Genomic DNA, 15804 nt, shown 5'->3' with positions numbered 1-15804 from the left:
ACGAGCGCGCCCCGACCTTGCCTCGCCCAGCACTGCGTGGTAGCGGCGGAGGTTCTCGACTCCCCCGGTCCGGTCGCATAGCTCAGTTGGTTAGAGCGCCTGCCTCACATGCAGGAGGTCCCTGGTTCGAGTCCAGGTGCGACCATTCCGGATGTCCAATGGCGGCGGTGATTTAGGCGGCTTCCCGCCGGACCCGGGAAACGGTGCTTCCGGGCGTTTGTAGCCCAACTGTAGCCAATCTCTACCGCCGCGCGCAGTTTGGTGTGTGATTCGGCGTCGAGAATTGACCCCGTGAGCGGGGGTATCGGCGTCCAAATCGACCTTGGCTGGACCTCGCGATCGTACGTGCTCCGTGTCGTCCCCGTGCTCACGACCTTGCGCACGGCATTGCGCGCGATCCGCCACTCGCGGGCGATCTCGCGGATCCTCCGGCCCTTTAGGAAGTACTCGCGTCGAACGCTGGCTCAGGCCGGGGCGACGACGATCAGCCCGATGCGTTCGGCAGCCGCGCGCATCCGGCTGTCGTAGGTGATGACGGCTTCGAGCTCGCGGGCCAGCAGTCGGGCGGTGGCGAGATGGATCGCGTCGAGGGACCGGACCACCGCCGGATCGATGAGGGCCGCCGCGTCGAGCAGGTCGTCGTCGAGGCGGACGATCTCGATGCGTTCCAGCACGCTGCGGGCCTTGGCGAGCGCCCGTGGCCCGAAGTGGCGGACCGCGCGCGGCACCTCCGTGCGGACGAGCTGGCAGGCGATGCGCTGGGGGCGGGTGGCCAGGTAGCGTCGGAGGGCAGGTGTCTCGGATTCGCGGATCACCAGCTTCACCAACGCCGAGGAGTCGAGAAAGACCACGATCGGCGGTCCTACGGGCGCCTGTCGTCGTCAGCGCTCGGCGCGCCGCAGGCGCGCCAGACGCCTGGACGGGAGCTCGACGCCCGGGGACGGCTTCCGCGGCATCGGGAGATCGAGCAGATCGCCGGCCGCCGGCGTGAGGCGTCCCGCAGCGCGGAGCTGATCGAGGAGGCTGTGCTGTGGTGGGGTGAGTAGCGCGACGGGGCGACCGCGTTCCGTCACTTCGATCGACTCACCGCGTCGTACGCGGCGCAGGACGGCGCTGGCATGCTGCTGCAGGGCGCGGATTCCGATGCGTTCCATGTACGTCAACGTAGCACATGGCAATGTGGCGGCGCGATGCGCGAGATTGCGAGCGCAGCGGAGCGACGACCACTGTAGCCAAACTGTAGCCTATTGAGTATCGTAAAATATAGTGACATTGAGCGGCGGATGTGATACACGACGATCCATGGGAAATCCGGCGGGGGTGAAGCGGGATTTTGATGAGTTGGAACGGCGGCGACTGGAGGCCGCGCGGTTACTGAAGGCCGGGGTGAAACCGGCCGAGGTGGCGCGGCGGGTGGGCGTCCATCGCCAGTCGGTGAGTCGCTGGGTGCAGCAGTTGGCGACCCACGGGCGGGCCGGGCTGAAGAAGGCGGGGCGCGCGGGGCGCCCACCGCGCCTGACCGCCTCGCAACGCCGCCAGCTCGAACGCGCCCTGCAGCGCGGCCCGGAAGCGCTCGGATACCCCACCGGGTTGTGGACCACCGGGCGCGTCGCGGAGCTGATCGAGCAGGAGTTCGCGGAGCGCTTCCATCCCGGCCACGTCTGGCGCTTGCTCCGGCAGCTCGGGTGGAGCTGCCAGCGGCCGACCGGGCGCGCCCTGGAGCGCGACGAAGCCCGTATCCGCTGGTGGAAACGCGAGCACTGGCCCGCCCTTAAAAAAAAGCCCGCCGCGAGCGGCGCACCATCGTCTTCATCGATGAAAGCGGACTCAGTGAGCGCCCGCACCGCTGTCGGACATGGGCGCCGCGGGGGCAGACCCCGGTCCTCCAGTATCACTTCCACTGGAAGACGCTCTCGGCGATCGCGGGCGTAACGTGGTGGCAGTTCTACTTCCGGCTGTACCCCGGCACGATCAAGAGTCCGGAGATCGTCGACTTCTTGGGCCGTCTCCAACGGGCCCTCCCCGGCAAGCTGCTCATCATCTGGGATGGGCTGCGGCAGCACCGCAGTCGACTGGTGAAGGACTTCATCGCTCGCCAGCGCGGCGCGATTCACCTGGAGTACCTGCCCGCCTACGCGCCGGAGCTGAACCCCGTGGAATACATCTGGGGGTACTGGAAGAAGCATGAGCTGCCCAACTTCTGTCCGAAGGACTTCTCGCAGCTCACCACCGTGGCGCGCCGCGCCTTGCGCCGAATGCAGCGCCGCCCCACGCTGGTGACCGCCTTCTGGCAGCAAGCGGAGCTGTTCTAGATCCCGTCACTATATTCTGCGAGACTCAATAACTCGCGGTCAACGACGAAAAATGGCGGACGTCGGCGGAATCAGCGACGCCGCGATTTGCTCGTGAAATCGACGACATAGGGCGACAGCGGATGTCGGCGGATTTGCCCCTGGGCGGTCTCACATGCAGGAGGTCCCTGGTTCGAGTCCAGGTGCGACCATTCCGGACGCGCGAGAAGCTCGCAACGGTGAGCATCTCCCTTCCGGCGACGGTGCGGCAGCGGATGGAGGCCATCGACCAGGTCGACGCCCTGCTGCTCAAGGGCTGGATTCAGGCCCTGCTGTGCCGGTGACCGCCGGTTGGTGGACGGCGCGGCGGGCGCTGCGGGCGCATGCGGTGAGCGGGTAGCGTCAGCGGCTTGCGCCAACCGAGCGTGCGCGGCCAGTTGCTGATGCGCGGCGCCGCGTCCGCCCGAGCGTTCACTGCAGGGGGTCGTGGAGCCGTGGGATGACGACGCCTCGGCGCAACTCCTCGCGGCAGGCGTCGCTGAAGTCGCGCAAGGGATCCAGCAGCGTTCCGCTGCGCACTTCGCCCACGACCTCGGCGATCGGTCGGTTCGGGCCGGCGTACGTCTCCATGATCAACCGCACGACGTTGTCCGCCTGCTCGACGAGCGCCGGCGACGAGAGGATCCGCATGCGGCTCACGAGGGCATAGACGCGGACGAGCGCCGCCACCTCGATGTCGTGGCGTTGCAGGGCGTCGGAGTAACAGCGCGATGCTTCGTTGATGAAATCCTTGTAGAGGTCCTCGCGGCGGGCGATGTCGTGCGCCAGTTGCTGGGCGCGGAACTGAAAGCGCTGCGCCAGCCAGGTGGCCGTCAGCGACGTGAGGCCGCCGATCGTCGATCCGGCCAACGCGGCGAACGCCGTGATGTACGCTGTCTCCATTCGAGGCGGGGCACTCCTGGCGCGGTCTGCGCGCCAGGCGTCCCTCTAGCGTCAGGCGGGCGCGCGTGGCAACCGCACGTTCGCGGTCGCCGGCGATCACGCGGCTTCACGTCCACCGTGGTCGACCAGCAGGAGATGTGGCCGCTCGCGCGCGCGTCAGGCGGCGACGTTCTCGTCTTCGGCGGCGTCAGTTGAGCTCCATGTAGAGCGCCAGGGTCGGGCCGCGCAGGCCGATGGCGACGAGGTCGGCGCGGTGGGTGGGGGCGCGCAGCAGCGGGCGCAGGGCGGCGGCGCGCTGCGGCGAGGCGAGGGCCGCCAGCAGGCGTTCCGCGGCGGCGCCGGCCAGATAGTGCTCGCGGACGTTGACGTCCCACTTGGCGTCGCGGCGCGGGCCGCGGTTCCAGACGTCGAGCGTCGCCAGCGCGCCGCCGCCGGCGAGGGCGAGCAGCGGATGGTCGGACGGCAGCGGCGCCGGGAACCCGGCGCCCCCGGCGCCGGTGGGCCGACCGAGCAGGTAGGCTTTGACGGTGTGCAGGCCGTCGCCGTCGAGCACCAGCCCGAGCATGTGCAGATCCGCGAGCGGGACGGGCGCGCAGTCGGGGGCGAACCGCGCCAGCGCGGCGAGCGCGGCCTGGCGCCGGACGGGCGACGCGTCCTCGAGGCGCAGATACATCTTCACCCGCCAGGCGTCGCCGCGGCTCTCCAGGCCGACCGGCAGCGGCGATGGGGGCAGCGATGCCAGCGCCGCGAGCAGTGGGTCGGCGTGCCGCATGCCGAGATCGGCGAGGAGCCGCGCGGTGCCGCGCAGCACGTCACGATACGCCGCCGCGGCCGCGGCGCCCTCGGGCAGGCGATGGGGGAAGACGACGACCCGGGCCGACGGCTCGACCGCGCCGCTGAGCAGCACCGACGGCTCGAGGCTCACCGGTCCGCGGTAGAGCGCGAGGATCCGTTCGAGGTGCGGCGTCGCCGCCAGCGCCATGGCGCTGCCGGTGACGTCCCGGAACGCCGCCGCGTGCGCCCGCCAGCGCGCGAGCAGCGGCGCCTCGCTGATCGGCAGCAGCTCGTCGGGGACCGCGGCGCCGAAGCCGCAGCGCGCGCGCGCCTGGCAGGCCGCGCAGCGACCGAGCGGCGGCGCCGCCGGCTCGGCGCTGGGGAAGCCCGACCATTCGGAGCCGAACAGACACAGCGGCACGCCGCGGAACGCCGGGGGATGTCCGCCGCCCGCGCGGCAGGCGCGCACGAAGCGCACCAGCGCCGGCTTCAGCGGACCCCAACCGGGCGGCGGCGACGTGACCTCGACGCGGGCGGGCGCGCCGCCGGGGCGAGCCAGCCACGCCGCCAACTGCTCGCCCGGCAGGCGCAGGACGCCGTCGCTCATGAGGTCGCGGCGGTGCTCCTCGTGGCCGGCGCGGCGTCCTCGAGCGCGCCGAGCGAGTAGAGCATGCGCAGCGTCCGGTGCAGCACCTCGCGGCGCTCGAGCTTCCTGGCGCCGAAGCGGACGCGCCCCTCGGGGAGCGCGGCGGTCAGCTCGCGCACGCTGCGCGAGCCGTCGAGGTGGCGCAGGATGTCGCTCAGCCAGTCCGGCGCGTAGACGTGGCGCGGGAAGCGGCCGCTGTCCGGCGTCGCGAATTCCAAGCGACGCATCGGGACCATGCGCCCGAAGCCGTGGATCGGGATGACCGTTTCGGTGATCGTCGGCGCCTGCACCAGCGCCGGCCGCGCCTCGTCGTCGAGCGAGCGGCCGCCGAAGTCGCCGGGATCGCTCCAGGCGATCGGCGCGTCCTCGGAATTGCCCATGTCGAAGATGCGGCGCATGGCGACCTGGCCGAAGTGCTGCGTCGCCTCGTGAAAGACGTAGGTGTTGACGCCGAAGCCGAAGGTCAGGGCCATGAACGCCTCGCGGTCGGTGATGTTCGCCGGCAGCATCTCGCGCTGGATGAGGTCGCGGGCGGTGCGCCAATACTCGCTGCGATCGCCATTGAAGCGGTAGAAGACGTAGAGCATGGCGGCGAAAGCGCCGTAGTAGGTGCGGATGTGCTGCTCGTAGCCGCCGAGCACGACCTCCTCGGTCGCCCCGACGGCGCGCTCGTCGAGCAGGGTGCCGATCGCGTAGGCGGCGAGCTGGGCGCCGGTCGCCGCCATGAAGACGCCGAAGGTGAAGAGCGGATCGAGGAAGCCGGCGGCGTCGCCGACCAGCACGTAGCCGGGGCCCCACAGCCGGGTGTGCAGGTAGTTGAAGTCGCGCTCGACCATCACCCGCGCCGGGGCGTGCGGCTGATCGACGAGCGTCCCGTTGCGCAGCCACGCGGCGATCTCCGGCACGTCCTGCAGTTGGGCGCGGTAGTACGCCTCCAGGTCGTCCCGGTTGCGCTTCTTGAAGGTCTCGGCGGGCGTGACGTAGCCGACCGAGACCAGGCCCTCGCGGATCGGGATGTACCAGACCCAGCCCTCGGGCGCGCTCACCACCGCGATCGCGGCGGGATTCCAGCCGACGCAGTAGCTGGGGTCGATCTCGGCGTTCTCCCAGTAGCCGAAGACGGCGAGGTTGCGGATCACCGGATCGAAGATGCGCTCGCCGATGCGGTGCGCGACGACGCCGGCGCGGCCGCTGGCGTCGACCAGATAGCGCGCGTCGAGCTGCCGGCTCTCGCCGTCGCGCTCGATGCGCACGCCGGTGGCCCGCCCGTTCTCGAACAGGACGTCGCGGACGGCGGCGGGCTGAAGGATCTCGACGCCGAGCTCGCGCGCGTGCTCGAGGAGCAGGCGGTCGAAGTCGGCGCGCTCGACGTGGAAGGTGTAGTCCTTGATGCCGTCGAAGTGCGGCCGCCGCCCGGTCGATTCGGCGAAGAGGAACGGCCACGGCCGCCGGTCGGTGCCCCAGACGTAGGTGGCGCCGGCCTTCTTCAGGAAGCTCGCCTGCTCGACTTTCTCGAGCACGCCGGCGTCCTGCAGGATGCGGTTCACCTCGAGCACCAGCGACTCGCCGATGTGGTAGCGCGGGAAGGCATCCCGCTCGACCAGCGCCACGCGCATCCCCGGCGTGTACTTGCGCAGCATGGCGGCGCACAGCGAGCCGGCGGGGCCGCCGCCGATGACGATGACGTCGTAGCGTTCGCTCATCTCTTCATCCCTCAACGCGCCTGGAAGTAGAGCACCCCGCCGCCGCGCCCCAGACTGGCCCACGTCGGCCACGGACTGAACTGCTCACCCGACAACCACGCCGGCCGGCTGCCGTCCCGGCCGCCGAGCTGGCGCCAGAACGACTCTACAAAATGGCCGTACGCCTGGTAGTGGGTCGGCACCGGAAAATCCCACTTCACCCACGCGGCGCGGCCGGCGACGTGCTCCTGCACCGCGAGCCCCCATCCCGGGTTGAACGGCGCCAGCGCGCCGAGCCCGTCGGGCAGCAGACCGGTCTCGCCGCGTCCATCCCACGTGCGATGGCGATAGAGCTTGAGCGCCGGCGGCCGTCCGGCGGCGAGCGCGATGCCCACCAGCACCGGCGGGTCGCCGGCCGCCGGCACGTCGGCGGGCGATCCGCCGGCGATGGCGACGGCGGCGGCGGCGAAGCGCAGGGCCGCTTCGTTCGGCTCGGGATGGGCGTAGACCTGCAGCCGCGCGCCGGCGGCATCCAATTCGACCCCGATCGACAGTCCGAGCGTCGCCGGCTGGGTGTCCGCGGCGCTCGCCAGCCAGGCGTCGAGGACGCCCTGCGCGGGCGGCGTCAGCCAGTGGGCGGCGAGTCGCTGCGCCGCGGCGGCGCGGCCGCGATGGATCTCGCGCCGCTCGGCGTCGCTGCGCGCCAGCGGATAGTAGCTGACGAAGCGCAGGCGATCCGGCCGCGGCGCGCCGGCCGGCAGGCGCAGCGAGAATTCCAGCCCGAGGGCGCCGTCCGCGGCGCGATCGCCGCACGCGGCGTGGAGCAGCGCGTAGGCATCGAGGGCCGCGGCGATCGGCACGGCGGCTTCGGCCGCCAGCAGGCGCAGGGCGGCGAGCTCGGCGCTGGCGGCGTCGGCGTGGCGCAGCGGCTCGAGGACGTCGGTCGCATCGTCGCGGTCGTGCGCCGCGGCGCAGCCGCGGGCGCGCCCGCAGCGGGCGCACGCCCCGGCGCGCGGCGGCTCGCGCAGCGCCGGCCATGGCGGCGGCAGGGGCGGGCGCATGCGCAGGTCGAGACAGTCGGGGAGCCCGGCGCAGGCGGCGCGCCCGCCGCGCTCGATCGCGGCCCGGTACTGCCGCGTCGCCCAGTCGCGCCAGGGGGCGAGCGCGTCGCCGCGCAGCGCGTCGGTCCAGCCGCCGTCCGCCGGCAGCGGCGCGTCCGGCGTCGCGACGTAGCCGGCGGCGAGGCGATCGCGGAGCGCCAGCAGCGCGCCGCGCAGCCGCAGCCGCGCCGGCTCCGACAACCCGGCGCCGCAGCGGTACCCCAGGCGCGTCGCGCCGGCGGCGAAGAACGCCGCACCGCCGTTCGGCACCACGGCGATCTCCACCGCCGTGCCCTCGACGTCCATCAGCAGGGTATCGGCGGCGAGCGCGCGGCTGGCGGGCGCCTGCTGCTGGAGGAACGCCAGCGCGGGGTGCAGCTCGCTCATGACGACCACGCGGCGCGCCGCACCAGCGCCGCGCAGGGGTCGTCCCGCTCCCGTCGGACCATGACGTCCCGCCACAGGCGGCCCGGCCGGTAGGGAACGGCGCCGAGCGCGCTCAGGGGCTCCACCGCGGTGGCCATGATTTCGCGTACGGCATCGGCCGTGGTTTCGCCACCGGAGAGCATCGCCTGCACGCCGATCGCCACCACGTGCGGTCCCGGATAGATGCCGAGGCGGCGGTGGCCGAGCCCGAGGTCGCCGAGCGCCGCGAACAGGTCGGTCAGGATGCGCAGCGACGGCGCGAGCTGGTCGCCCCAGTTGACCGTCACCTCGATGCCGAGGAAGCCCGCCGTGCCGGTGCGCTGCTGGTGGCTGCCCGGCGGCAGCGAGTAGCGGAGATCGTCATCGGGCGGCTCGCCGCGGCGGCCGGCCGGCGACTCCACCCAGGCCCGGGCCTCGCCGGCGCCGAGTCGGCGCGCCGCGCTGGCGCAGCGATCGTCGGCCACCTGCGGCGAGTCCGCGGCCCAGCAGCGGAGAAACCACTCGGTCGCCCGTGGCGCTTCACGGCCGCCCGCCACCGTCTCCAGACGCAGGCTGTCGACGACGCCCTGGTCGAGCTCCCGCCGCGCGCCTTCGAGCTGGCCGACGAGCTGGTCGGCGCCGCCGCACGGCGCCGCCCACCAGCGCGCCGCGAGATACGGTGCCGGCGCCAGCGCCAGCAACACTTCGGTGATCACCCCGTGCTCGCCCTGCGAGGCGAGGAAGAGGCCGGTCGCATCCGGCATCCCGTGCGCCGCGCCGCCGTGGCCGAGGCGCCAGGAGGCGCCGGTTCTCAGCACGCTGCCGGCGCGCGACACGACGGTGAGCCCGATCACCTGATCGAGCGGCTGGACGCGGCCCATCCCCAGACCGGTCGTGCAGCCGACCGCCGCCAGCGAGCCGAGCGAGGTGCCACCGTCGCTGTCCGGGTAGGCGAGCAGGCAGAGGCCGTGCGCCCGCGCCAGGCGATCGGCCTCGCGGATCGCGATGCCGGCGCCGAAATAGCCGACCCGCTCGCGCGCGTCGACGCGGCAGGGCGCGCGCAGCCCCAGGGTGTCGATGCCGACCGCGATGGTCGCCCGATGCGGTTCCCAGAACGTGGTCAGCGCCGCGATCGGCCAGGCGCTGGCGCCGACCGCGGCGAGCTCCGCGACGGCGCGGCGGCACTCCTCGGTGGTCCGCGGCCGCAGCAGATAGCGCGGCGCGGGGTCGCTGCCGGGGTTGAGGCCGCGCCCGCGCAGCGCCGCCGCGGCGGGCGCGCCCTCGAGGACGCGATCCGCGCCGAGGGCGTCGCGCAGACGAGCGAGCGCGCGCTCCCAGGGCGATGCGCCGACCCCCATGTCGCTCACCGCGCTCCGGCGGCTTCGGCGGCCGGCGTCGCCGGAGCGCGGGATGGCGGGAGCGGCTTCAACCGGCCCACACCTTCCACGGCGCCCGCCCGGTTTCCCATTCCCGCTCGAGGGTCTTCTTGTCCTTCCAGGTGTCGAGGCACTGCCAGTAGCCGGTGTGCTCGTAGGCGGCGAGCTGGCCCTCCGCCGACAGCGACTGCAGCGGCTCGTGCTCCCACATCACGGGTCCGCTGATGGCGTCGAGAGCGGACGGGTGGAGGACGTAGAACCCGCCGTTGATCCATCCCTGATCGTGGTCGGGCACCGGCTTCTCGCGCACGCGCACGACGCGTCCATCGACGATGTCCGGAATGCCGAAACGGGGCAGGGGGCGGACCGCGGTCATGGTCGCCCGCAGGCCGTGCGCGCGATGGAAGCGGACGAGGCGGGCGACGTCGATGTCGGCGACGCCGTCGCCGTAGGTCATGCAGAACGCGTCGTCGCCGGCGATCCACGGCCGGATGCGCGCCAGGCGCTCGCCGGTGGTGGCGCCGAGGCCGGTGTCGACCAGCGTCACCCGCCAGTCGTCGCGCGGCGCCGAGTGGTACTCGATGGCGCCCGACGCGGTGTGCACGGTGACGTCGGAATTGTAGAGGCGGTAGTCGCGGAAGTAGTCGCGCACCACGTTGCCGAGACGGCCGAGGCAGATGACGAAGTCGCGGATCCCGTGCGCGGCGTAGATCTGCATGATGTGCCAGAGGATCGGCTGGTCACCGATCGGGATCATCGGCTTCGGGCAACTGCGGGTCTCCTCCCACAATCGCGCGCCCTCCCCCCCGGCGAGGATCACGGCCTTCATCGGTCGCCGATTGCTAACCGATCGAACCCGGTCGGGCAATCGAAACCATCGCGGCCGCGTGCCGCGCTCTTCGTGACCTCGGCGTCGCAGAGGCCGCCGTCCCCGCCGCCCCGCGGCACTTCGCCCGTGGCATGTCGGTACCCGCTTCGCTAAGGTTCCGGCGCATGGGGGACTACGCCGTCAGCGAGGCCGCGCGCGAGGCGTATCGCCGGGACGGCTATTTCGTCACCCCACCGGTCTTCGGCGAGGCCGAGCTGGCGCCCGTGCGGGCGGCGATCTTGCGCGCCTGGGCCGCCCGCCAGGGCGAGCGCGCCCGCCAGGAAGAGGCGCGCTGGGACCGCCTGCGCCCCGAGCTGCCGCGGCTGCACCGAGTCGACGACGCGGCGGCCGCCTTCTGCCGCTCGCCGGTGTTCGCGGCGATCGCCGCCGCGCTGCTCGGGACCGACGCCGACGTGATGTGGAACCAGGCGCACATCAAGGCGCCGGACGAAGCGGGCCTGACCCGCTTTCCCTGGCACCAGGACGGCGCCTACGCCGAGATGGAGCACCCCGACACCTACAGTTGCTGGACCGCCCTCACGCCCTGCGACGCCGACAATGGGGCGATGATCATGGCGCCCGGCAGCCAGACTGGCCTGCGCCCGCACGCCTGGGACGACGAGCTGAAATACCTCGCCTGCGCCGCGCCGCCCGCGCCCGAGACCCGCCAGCTCGCGCTCGGGCTCGGGCAGGTGGTCGTCTTCGGCGCCCGCACCGCGCACGCCAGTCCGCCCAACCGGAGCGCCGCGCCGCGCATCGGCTACAGCCTGTCCTTCAGCCTCCCCGAGGCGCGCCTGCTGCCGAGCCGGACGCCGTTCGGCGACCAGATCCCGCTCCTCCGCGGCGGCCGGCTGATCGACGCGGTGATGCGCGACGGCGCCCTCGGCGTCGATGCCGAGGCGCGCGCCGCCAGCGCCCGCGTGCTGGACGGCATGCGGCGCCGGCTGCCGGGCCAGGCGGCGCTGATCGATGCCGCCTGGCGCGCCTTCCGCGACGCCGTCGACGCCGGCGACGCGGCGCGCGAAGCGCGCTGTCTCGGCCGCCTCTTCGCCATCGGCGAGGACGACGTCAGCATCAACGGCGACCTGATCCGGGCCCGCACCGATGCCGAGGCGATCGTGCGCGAGTACGCGCACCTGGGCGCCGAGATCACCGCCAGCCAGCGCCGCCAGCTCCTGCTGCGCGCGCTCGAGCTCGACCCCGACCACGCCGCGGCGCGCGCCGAGCTGGCCCGCCTCGACGCCGGAGGCGCCGCATGACGACGCCGTTCGCGATCACCCCCGAGCAGCGCGCCACGTTCGCGCGCGAGGGCTACCTCGTCCTCGAGCGCGTGCTGCCGGCGGAGGTCCTCGAGGCGCTGCGCGTCGAGGCCGCCGACGCGCTCGCCTGGCACGAGGCCGAGATCGCGGCGCAGCGCACGGTCGACCGCCTGAACTACGTCGGCGAGCACTACTTCATTCCCGGCCGCTCGCGCGCCCGCCCGAACCTGGCGCGCTACCTGCGCAGCGACGTCATGCTCGAGCTCTGCCGCTCGCTGGTCGGCCCCGAGGCCTACCTCTTCATCGAGCTGTTCATCCTCAAGCTGCCCCACAACCGGGTGCCGTTCGGCTGGCACCAGGACCACGGCTACATCGACGCCTACGGCTACGGCCAGTACCCGCCCAACCTCAGCGTCTGGGCGGCGCTGGACGACATGACGGCCGCCAACGGCGCGCTGGAGATGCTGTCGTTCGCCCGCCGCCGCTTCGACACCGTGCCGCCGCACCGGCCGGACGAGCACGGCAACTTCGTCGCCGACTTCGGGGTCGACGCCGGCGAGATCGTCGCCGTCCCCGCCGGCAGCCTGATCGTGATGTCCGGGCTGCTGCCGCATCGCAGCGGCCTGAACCACAGCGAGGGGATCCGCCGCGCCTACCTCTGCCAGTTCTCGCCGCGGCCGGTGGTGGATGATCGCGGCGAGCCGATCCAGATGGCGGAGCCAGTGCTGCGCGACGGCGCGCCGGTGTCCCGCCAGTGAGGAAATTTCATTGACAAATCGGCAAGGTGGCTGATAGCCGTCGAGCCCTGGGGGGACGCCGAAAACCATGAACATACGGTGGCTTGAGCGGATGGAGCACGGCCTCGCCGAAGGCCGGAAGCTGCAGCGCGCGGTCATCCTCATGCCGGTCGGTCAGGGGATGGACAACCGGGACACCTGGTGCCCGGCGGCGTCGTTCACCCGCGCCAACATGTCGCATCCCGACGTCGTCCGCCTGATCGAACAGGCCTTCGTGCCGGTGCGCTTCTCGATGCACATCAGCGGCCCCGCGGTGGATGACGCGGCGCGCGAGTTCGTGATGAAGCAGCCGGGGAGCGGGCCCTTCGACACCTACCCGCCGGACGTGTTCGTCGTCTCCCCGGAGGCCGAGGTCCTGCAGCGGTTCCCCTTCGACTCGACGACCGACGAGATCTTCTCCGCCCTGCGCGACGTGCTCGACCGCCGTCCCGATCTGGTGCCGGAGGGCGGGGCCGCGCTGCCCGAGCCGACCGACCCGGTGGAGATCGCGCTGCGGGCGATGGAATCCCGCTACAACCGCAATACCCCGGATCGCACCTGGTGGCGCAACCACATTCCGCTGCTCTTCCGTCCGGAAGACGACGGCGTGCCGAGCGAGCCGCCGCCCGACCCGGAGAAGGCGGGGCTGGTGCCCGAGCTCGAGGACTGGTTGCTCGAGCACGAGGAGACGCATCGCGCCCTGGCGCCGTTGGCGCGGGTGCTGCTCGGCGGGGCGCGGGCGCATGCCGGCGACATGGAGGGCGCGCGCGCCGCCTGGCAGTCGGTGCTCGATCGCTACCCGGATTCCGGTCTGTGCCACCGCGCCAAGTACAACCTCGTCGAGCCGCACGCGTTTCCCAGCCTGCCGCTGAACGACACGGTGGGGGCGCGGCGGCCGTCGGCGGTCGAAGCCGGCATCGTCGTGCCCGATCCGCGGCGCCGCGAGGAGAACCTGCGGCGGATCCGCGACGACGCGCGCTACGTCGCGTGGCGTCCCGAGCTGCCGTTCGTGCGCATCGAGGCCGGGACGTTCACCATGGGCGGCTCGCCGGCGGTGCAGGCCCGCGAGCTGCCGAACCGCCGGGTGACGATCTCGAAGCCCTTCTACATCTCCGCCTTCCCGATCACCCGCGCCCTCTGGAAGGCGGTCTATCCCGACGCCTATCCGGGTAGGGAGTGCGAGGGCTTGGCGGCGGAGTTGCCGGCGGTGCAGCTCTCGTGGGCGGAGATCGTCGACTTCTGCGCCGCGCTGTCGAAGCTGGACGGACGGACCTACCGACTGCCCACCGAGGCCGAGTGGGAGTACGCGGCGCGCGGCGGGCTGGAGGGCATGCAGTACCCGTGGGGCAGCGAGGACGCGGATCCGACGCGCTGCAACTACGTCAACCTGCACCCGGTTCCGGTCGCCTCCTACGCCCCCAACGGCTACGGCCTGTTCGACTGCGTCGGCAACAGCTTCGAATGGTGCGCCGACTACTACGCCAAGGACGCCTATGCGCGGACGCCGGCCGAGGTGACCGATCCGGTCGGTCCGTCGCAGGAGATCGCGGCCCAGCTCAGTCCCACCGGCGAGGCCGGGCGGGTCGCCCGCGGCGGCGGCTTCCTCGGCAACGAGATGTGCTACATCAACTGCCGCAACAGTTGGCGCATCGGCTGGCCGGAACAGTACCGTTGGTGCAACCTCAGCGCCCGCCTGGTCGTGGACGTCGCGTGACCGCCGCGCACGAGCCCCCCGTGCCGACCATCGCCTCCGGCGCCCCGGACGACGATCGCGCGATCGCCGAACGGGTCATTGCCGAACGGGTCATTGCCGAACGGATCATTGCCGAACGGGTCATTGCCGAAGGGATCCTCGGGCGCAGCTTTCCGCGCCGCCGCATCGACCGCATTCTGCTCGTCAACCCACCCGACGCCGACCCGCGGCTGTTCAGCGTCGCCACCGCCAAGCGCGGCCGCTACCACAACTATCCGCCGTACGGGCTCACCGTGCTCGCCGCCCATCTGCAGCGCGGCGGCGTCGAGGCGCGCATCCTCAACCTCAATCACGAGGTGCTGGTCGCCGCCGCGGCGTGCGACGACGAGGCGGCGTTCGATCTCGACGCGACCTGGCAGGCGGCGCTCGATCGCGCCCTGGCGGAATTCGATCCCGACCTGATCGGCGTCACCTGCATGTTCACGATGACGCACGTGTCGCTGCGCAACGTGTGCGCCCATGCCGCCGCCGCCGGACGGCCGGTGGCGATCGGCGGCGTGCACGTGACCAACGACGTCGAGCGCGTGCTCGACGACGTGCCGGCGGCCAGCTTCGCGTTCCTGCGCGAGGCCGACACCGCCCTGCCGCTGTTCTGCCGCGTCGTCGCCGGCGCGGCGCCGATCGAGGCGCTGCGCCAGGTGATCGTGCGCGACGGGGCGGCCCGGGCGCGCTTCCTCGAGGAGAGCCGGCCGACGGTCGAGGAGCTCGACGTCACGCCGGCGTTCGACCTGACCGAGATCCGCCGCCTGTCGGAATTCGGGGTGATCGGCATCTTCCACGCCTTCGTCGAGGCGAGCACGCCGACCGCCACCTGCCTCTCGAACCGCGGCTGCCGCGCCCGCTGCACGTTCTGCAGCGTGCCCAACTTCAACGGCCGGGTCGTGCGCCAGCGGCCGGTCGACTCGGTGCTCGACGAGCTCGAGGCGCTGCGCGACCGGGGCGTGCGCCACATCGTCTGGCTGGACGACGACCTGCTGAAGGATCACCGCCGCGCCATGGCGCTGTTCCAGGGCATGGCGCGCCGCCGCCTCGGCCTGACCTGGGACGCCACCAACGGCCTGATCGCCGCCTCGTGCAACGACGAGCTGGTCGACGCGATGGTCGCCAGCGGCTGCGTCGCGGTGAACCTCGGCATGGAGTCCGGCAACCCGACGATCCTCACCCGCATCCGCAAGCCGGGCACGGTCGAGATCTTCCTCCGCGCCGCCGAGGTGTTCCGCCGCTACCCGGCGATCCACACGCGGGTGCTGCTGATGATCGGCTTCCCGGGCGAGACGCTGGGCATGATCGAGGACACGCTCAACGTCGCCCTCGCCATGGATCTCGACTGGTACGCGATCACCCCGCTGCAACCGCTGCCGAACACGCCGATCTACGACGCGATGGTGGCGCAGGGCCTGATCGCGCCGGTGGGCGGCCTGCTCACCTACATGAGCGGCGGCTTCGGCAAGCTCGACAAGATCGACGAGTCCGGCGGCGCGGTCGTCAAGGGGTTCCGGCACGCCTTCGACGAGATCCCGCACGACGCGGTGCCGACGCAGGACCAGATCCACGACATCTGGTTCTACATGAACTACCACCTCAACTATCACCGCCTGTTCCACGAGGAGCGGCCGGTGAAGATCGGCCTGATGCTGCGCCAGCTCGCGACCCTGTCCGACAAGCTGTCGCCGGACAACGCGCTGGCGCTGTACTTCATCGGCTATCTGCAGTGGAAGCGCGACGGCGCGGTCGACCCGCGGATCGTCTTCCGCCTGCGCCGGCAACTGGAGACCTCCGCCTACTGGCGGACGCGCTTCGCGACCTTCGGCATGACGGCCGACGACATCGCCCGCGGGCACTTCCCGAACGCGCACGTGCCCCGCCTGCGCATCGGCGCCGACGCGCCGGCGGACGCGTACCCCGACCGCAAGGCGAGCTGAGCCACCCCGG

At 72.3% G+C, this 15804-nt stretch carries 12 protein-coding genes, 1 tRNA gene and 1 pseudogene; 6 read left to right on the top strand and 8 right to left on the bottom strand.

The window, feature by feature from the left end:
* The first annotated feature begins 71 nt into the window (after positions 1 to 71).
* Positions 72 to 145 (top strand) — tRNA-Val (locus KF840_16170).
* 319 nt (positions 146 to 464) lie between these two features.
* Here the strand turns inward: KF840_16170 and KF840_16165 are convergent.
* Both KF840_16165 and KF840_16160 read right to left on the bottom strand, forming a co-directional pair.
* A complete protein-coding gene (locus KF840_16165) occupies positions 465 to 854 on the bottom strand; it encodes a type II toxin-antitoxin system VapC family toxin (protein ID MBX3026444.1) in 390 nt (129 codons plus the stop codon).
* Between the two features lie 27 nt (positions 855 to 881).
* A complete protein-coding gene (locus KF840_16160) occupies positions 882 to 1154 on the bottom strand; it encodes a type II toxin-antitoxin system prevent-host-death family antitoxin (GenBank protein ID MBX3026443.1) in 273 nt (90 codons plus the stop codon).
* 148 nt (positions 1155 to 1302) lie between these two features.
* Here KF840_16160 and KF840_16155 point away from each other — a divergent pair.
* Positions 1303 to 2312 (top strand): annotated as a pseudogene (locus KF840_16155) (IS630 family transposase).
* A gap of 450 nt (positions 2313 to 2762) precedes the next feature.
* Here KF840_16155 and KF840_16150 read toward each other — a convergent pair.
* The 6 genes from KF840_16150 to rfbF all read right to left on the bottom strand — a co-directional run bounded on the left by KF840_16150 (position 2763) and on the right by rfbF (position 10045).
* Positions 2763 to 3233, bottom strand: a complete 471-nt coding sequence (locus KF840_16150) for a hypothetical protein (GenBank protein ID MBX3026442.1) — start codon at positions 3231 to 3233, stop codon at positions 2763 to 2765.
* Between the two features lie 187 nt (positions 3234 to 3420).
* Complete coding sequence (locus KF840_16145; protein MBX3026441.1) at positions 3421 to 4614, bottom strand: hypothetical protein; 1194 nt, start codon at positions 4612 to 4614, stop codon at positions 3421 to 3423.
* On the bottom strand, positions 4611 to 6356 hold the full coding sequence (locus tag KF840_16140; protein ID MBX3026440.1) for a tryptophan 7-halogenase: 1746 nt from the start codon (positions 6354 to 6356) through the stop codon (positions 4611 to 4613). The genes KF840_16145 and KF840_16140 overlap by 4 nt, the downstream gene beginning before the upstream one ends.
* A gap of 11 nt (positions 6357 to 6367) precedes the next feature.
* The gene (locus KF840_16135; protein ID MBX3026439.1) at positions 6368 to 7822 is read right to left on the bottom strand and encodes a hypothetical protein; all 1455 of its coding nucleotides are present in this window, start codon (positions 7820 to 7822) and stop codon (positions 6368 to 6370) included.
* The gene (locus KF840_16130; GenBank protein ID MBX3026438.1) at positions 7819 to 9198 is read right to left on the bottom strand and encodes an FAD-binding oxidoreductase; all 1380 of its coding nucleotides are present in this window, start codon (positions 9196 to 9198) and stop codon (positions 7819 to 7821) included. Before KF840_16130 ends, KF840_16135 begins: the two co-directional genes overlap by 4 nt.
* 67 nt (positions 9199 to 9265) lie before the next feature.
* A complete protein-coding gene (rfbF, locus tag KF840_16125; protein MBX3026437.1) occupies positions 9266 to 10045 on the bottom strand; it encodes a glucose-1-phosphate cytidylyltransferase in 780 nt (259 codons plus the stop codon).
* A gap of 164 nt (positions 10046 to 10209) precedes the next feature.
* Here rfbF and KF840_16120 point away from each other — a divergent pair, with 164 nt between their 5' ends.
* The 4 genes from KF840_16120 to KF840_16105 all read left to right on the top strand — a co-directional run bounded on the left by KF840_16120 (position 10210) and on the right by KF840_16105 (position 15794).
* Positions 10210 to 11343 carry a phytanoyl-CoA dioxygenase family protein gene (locus KF840_16120; GenBank protein ID MBX3026436.1) on the top strand — a complete coding sequence of 378 codons (1134 nt, stop codon included), beginning with the start codon at positions 10210 to 10212 and terminating at the stop codon, positions 11341 to 11343.
* Entirely contained in the window at positions 11340 to 12101 is a 762-nt protein-coding gene (locus KF840_16115; GenBank protein ID MBX3026435.1) for a phytanoyl-CoA dioxygenase family protein, read from the top strand. Before KF840_16120 ends, KF840_16115 begins: the two co-directional genes overlap by 4 nt.
* Positions 12102 to 12192: 91 nt before the next feature.
* Entirely contained in the window at positions 12193 to 13833 is a 1641-nt protein-coding gene (locus tag KF840_16110) for an SUMF1/EgtB/PvdO family nonheme iron enzyme (GenBank protein ID MBX3026434.1), read from the top strand.
* Positions 13830 to 15794 carry a radical SAM protein gene (locus tag KF840_16105; protein ID MBX3026433.1) on the top strand — a complete coding sequence of 655 codons (1965 nt, stop codon included), beginning with the start codon at positions 13830 to 13832 and terminating at the stop codon, positions 15792 to 15794. Before KF840_16110 ends, KF840_16105 begins: the two co-directional genes overlap by 4 nt.
* Positions 15795 to 15804 lie beyond the last annotated feature (10 nt).

The sequence above is a fragment of the bacterium genome (assembly GCA_019637795.1).
Classification (GTDB): domain Bacteria; phylum Desulfobacterota; class Binatia; order HRBIN30; family CADEER01; genus JAHBUY01.
Note: the sequence above shows the minus strand (reverse complement) of the source record. Positions and strands in the feature narration are given on the sequence as shown.

What these genes read in the sequence shown, in the direction of transcription:
- KF840_16160 (MBX3026443.1), bottom strand. Translation starts at nt 1,154, where the DNA reads ATGGAACGCATCGGAATCCGCGCCCTGCAGCAGCATGCCAGCGCCGTC.
- KF840_16150 (MBX3026442.1), bottom strand. Translation starts at nt 3,233, where the DNA reads ATGGAGACAGCGTACATCACGGCGTTCGCCGCGTTGGCCGGATCGACG.
- KF840_16145 (MBX3026441.1), bottom strand. Translation starts at nt 4,614, where the DNA reads ATGAGCGACGGCGTCCTGCGCCTGCCGGGCGAGCAGTTGGCGGCGTGG.
- KF840_16140 (MBX3026440.1), bottom strand. Translation starts at nt 6,356, where the DNA reads ATGAGCGAACGCTACGACGTCATCGTCATCGGCGGCGGCCCCGCCGGC.
- KF840_16135 (MBX3026439.1), bottom strand. Translation starts at nt 7,822, where the DNA reads ATGAGCGAGCTGCACCCCGCGCTGGCGTTCCTCCAGCAGCAGGCGCCC.
- KF840_16130 (MBX3026438.1), bottom strand. Translation starts at nt 9,198, where the DNA reads ATGGGGGTCGGCGCATCGCCCTGGGAGCGCGCGCTCGCTCGTCTGCGC.
- rfbF (MBX3026437.1), bottom strand. Translation starts at nt 10,045, where the DNA reads ATGAAGGCCGTGATCCTCGCCGGGGGGGAGGGCGCGCGATTGTGGGAG.
- KF840_16120 (MBX3026436.1), top strand. Translation starts at nt 10,210, where the DNA reads ATGGGGGACTACGCCGTCAGCGAGGCCGCGCGCGAGGCGTATCGCCGG.
- KF840_16115 (MBX3026435.1), top strand. Translation starts at nt 11,340, where the DNA reads ATGACGACGCCGTTCGCGATCACCCCCGAGCAGCGCGCCACGTTCGCG.
- KF840_16110 (MBX3026434.1), top strand. Translation starts at nt 12,193, where the DNA reads ATGGAGCACGGCCTCGCCGAAGGCCGGAAGCTGCAGCGCGCGGTCATC.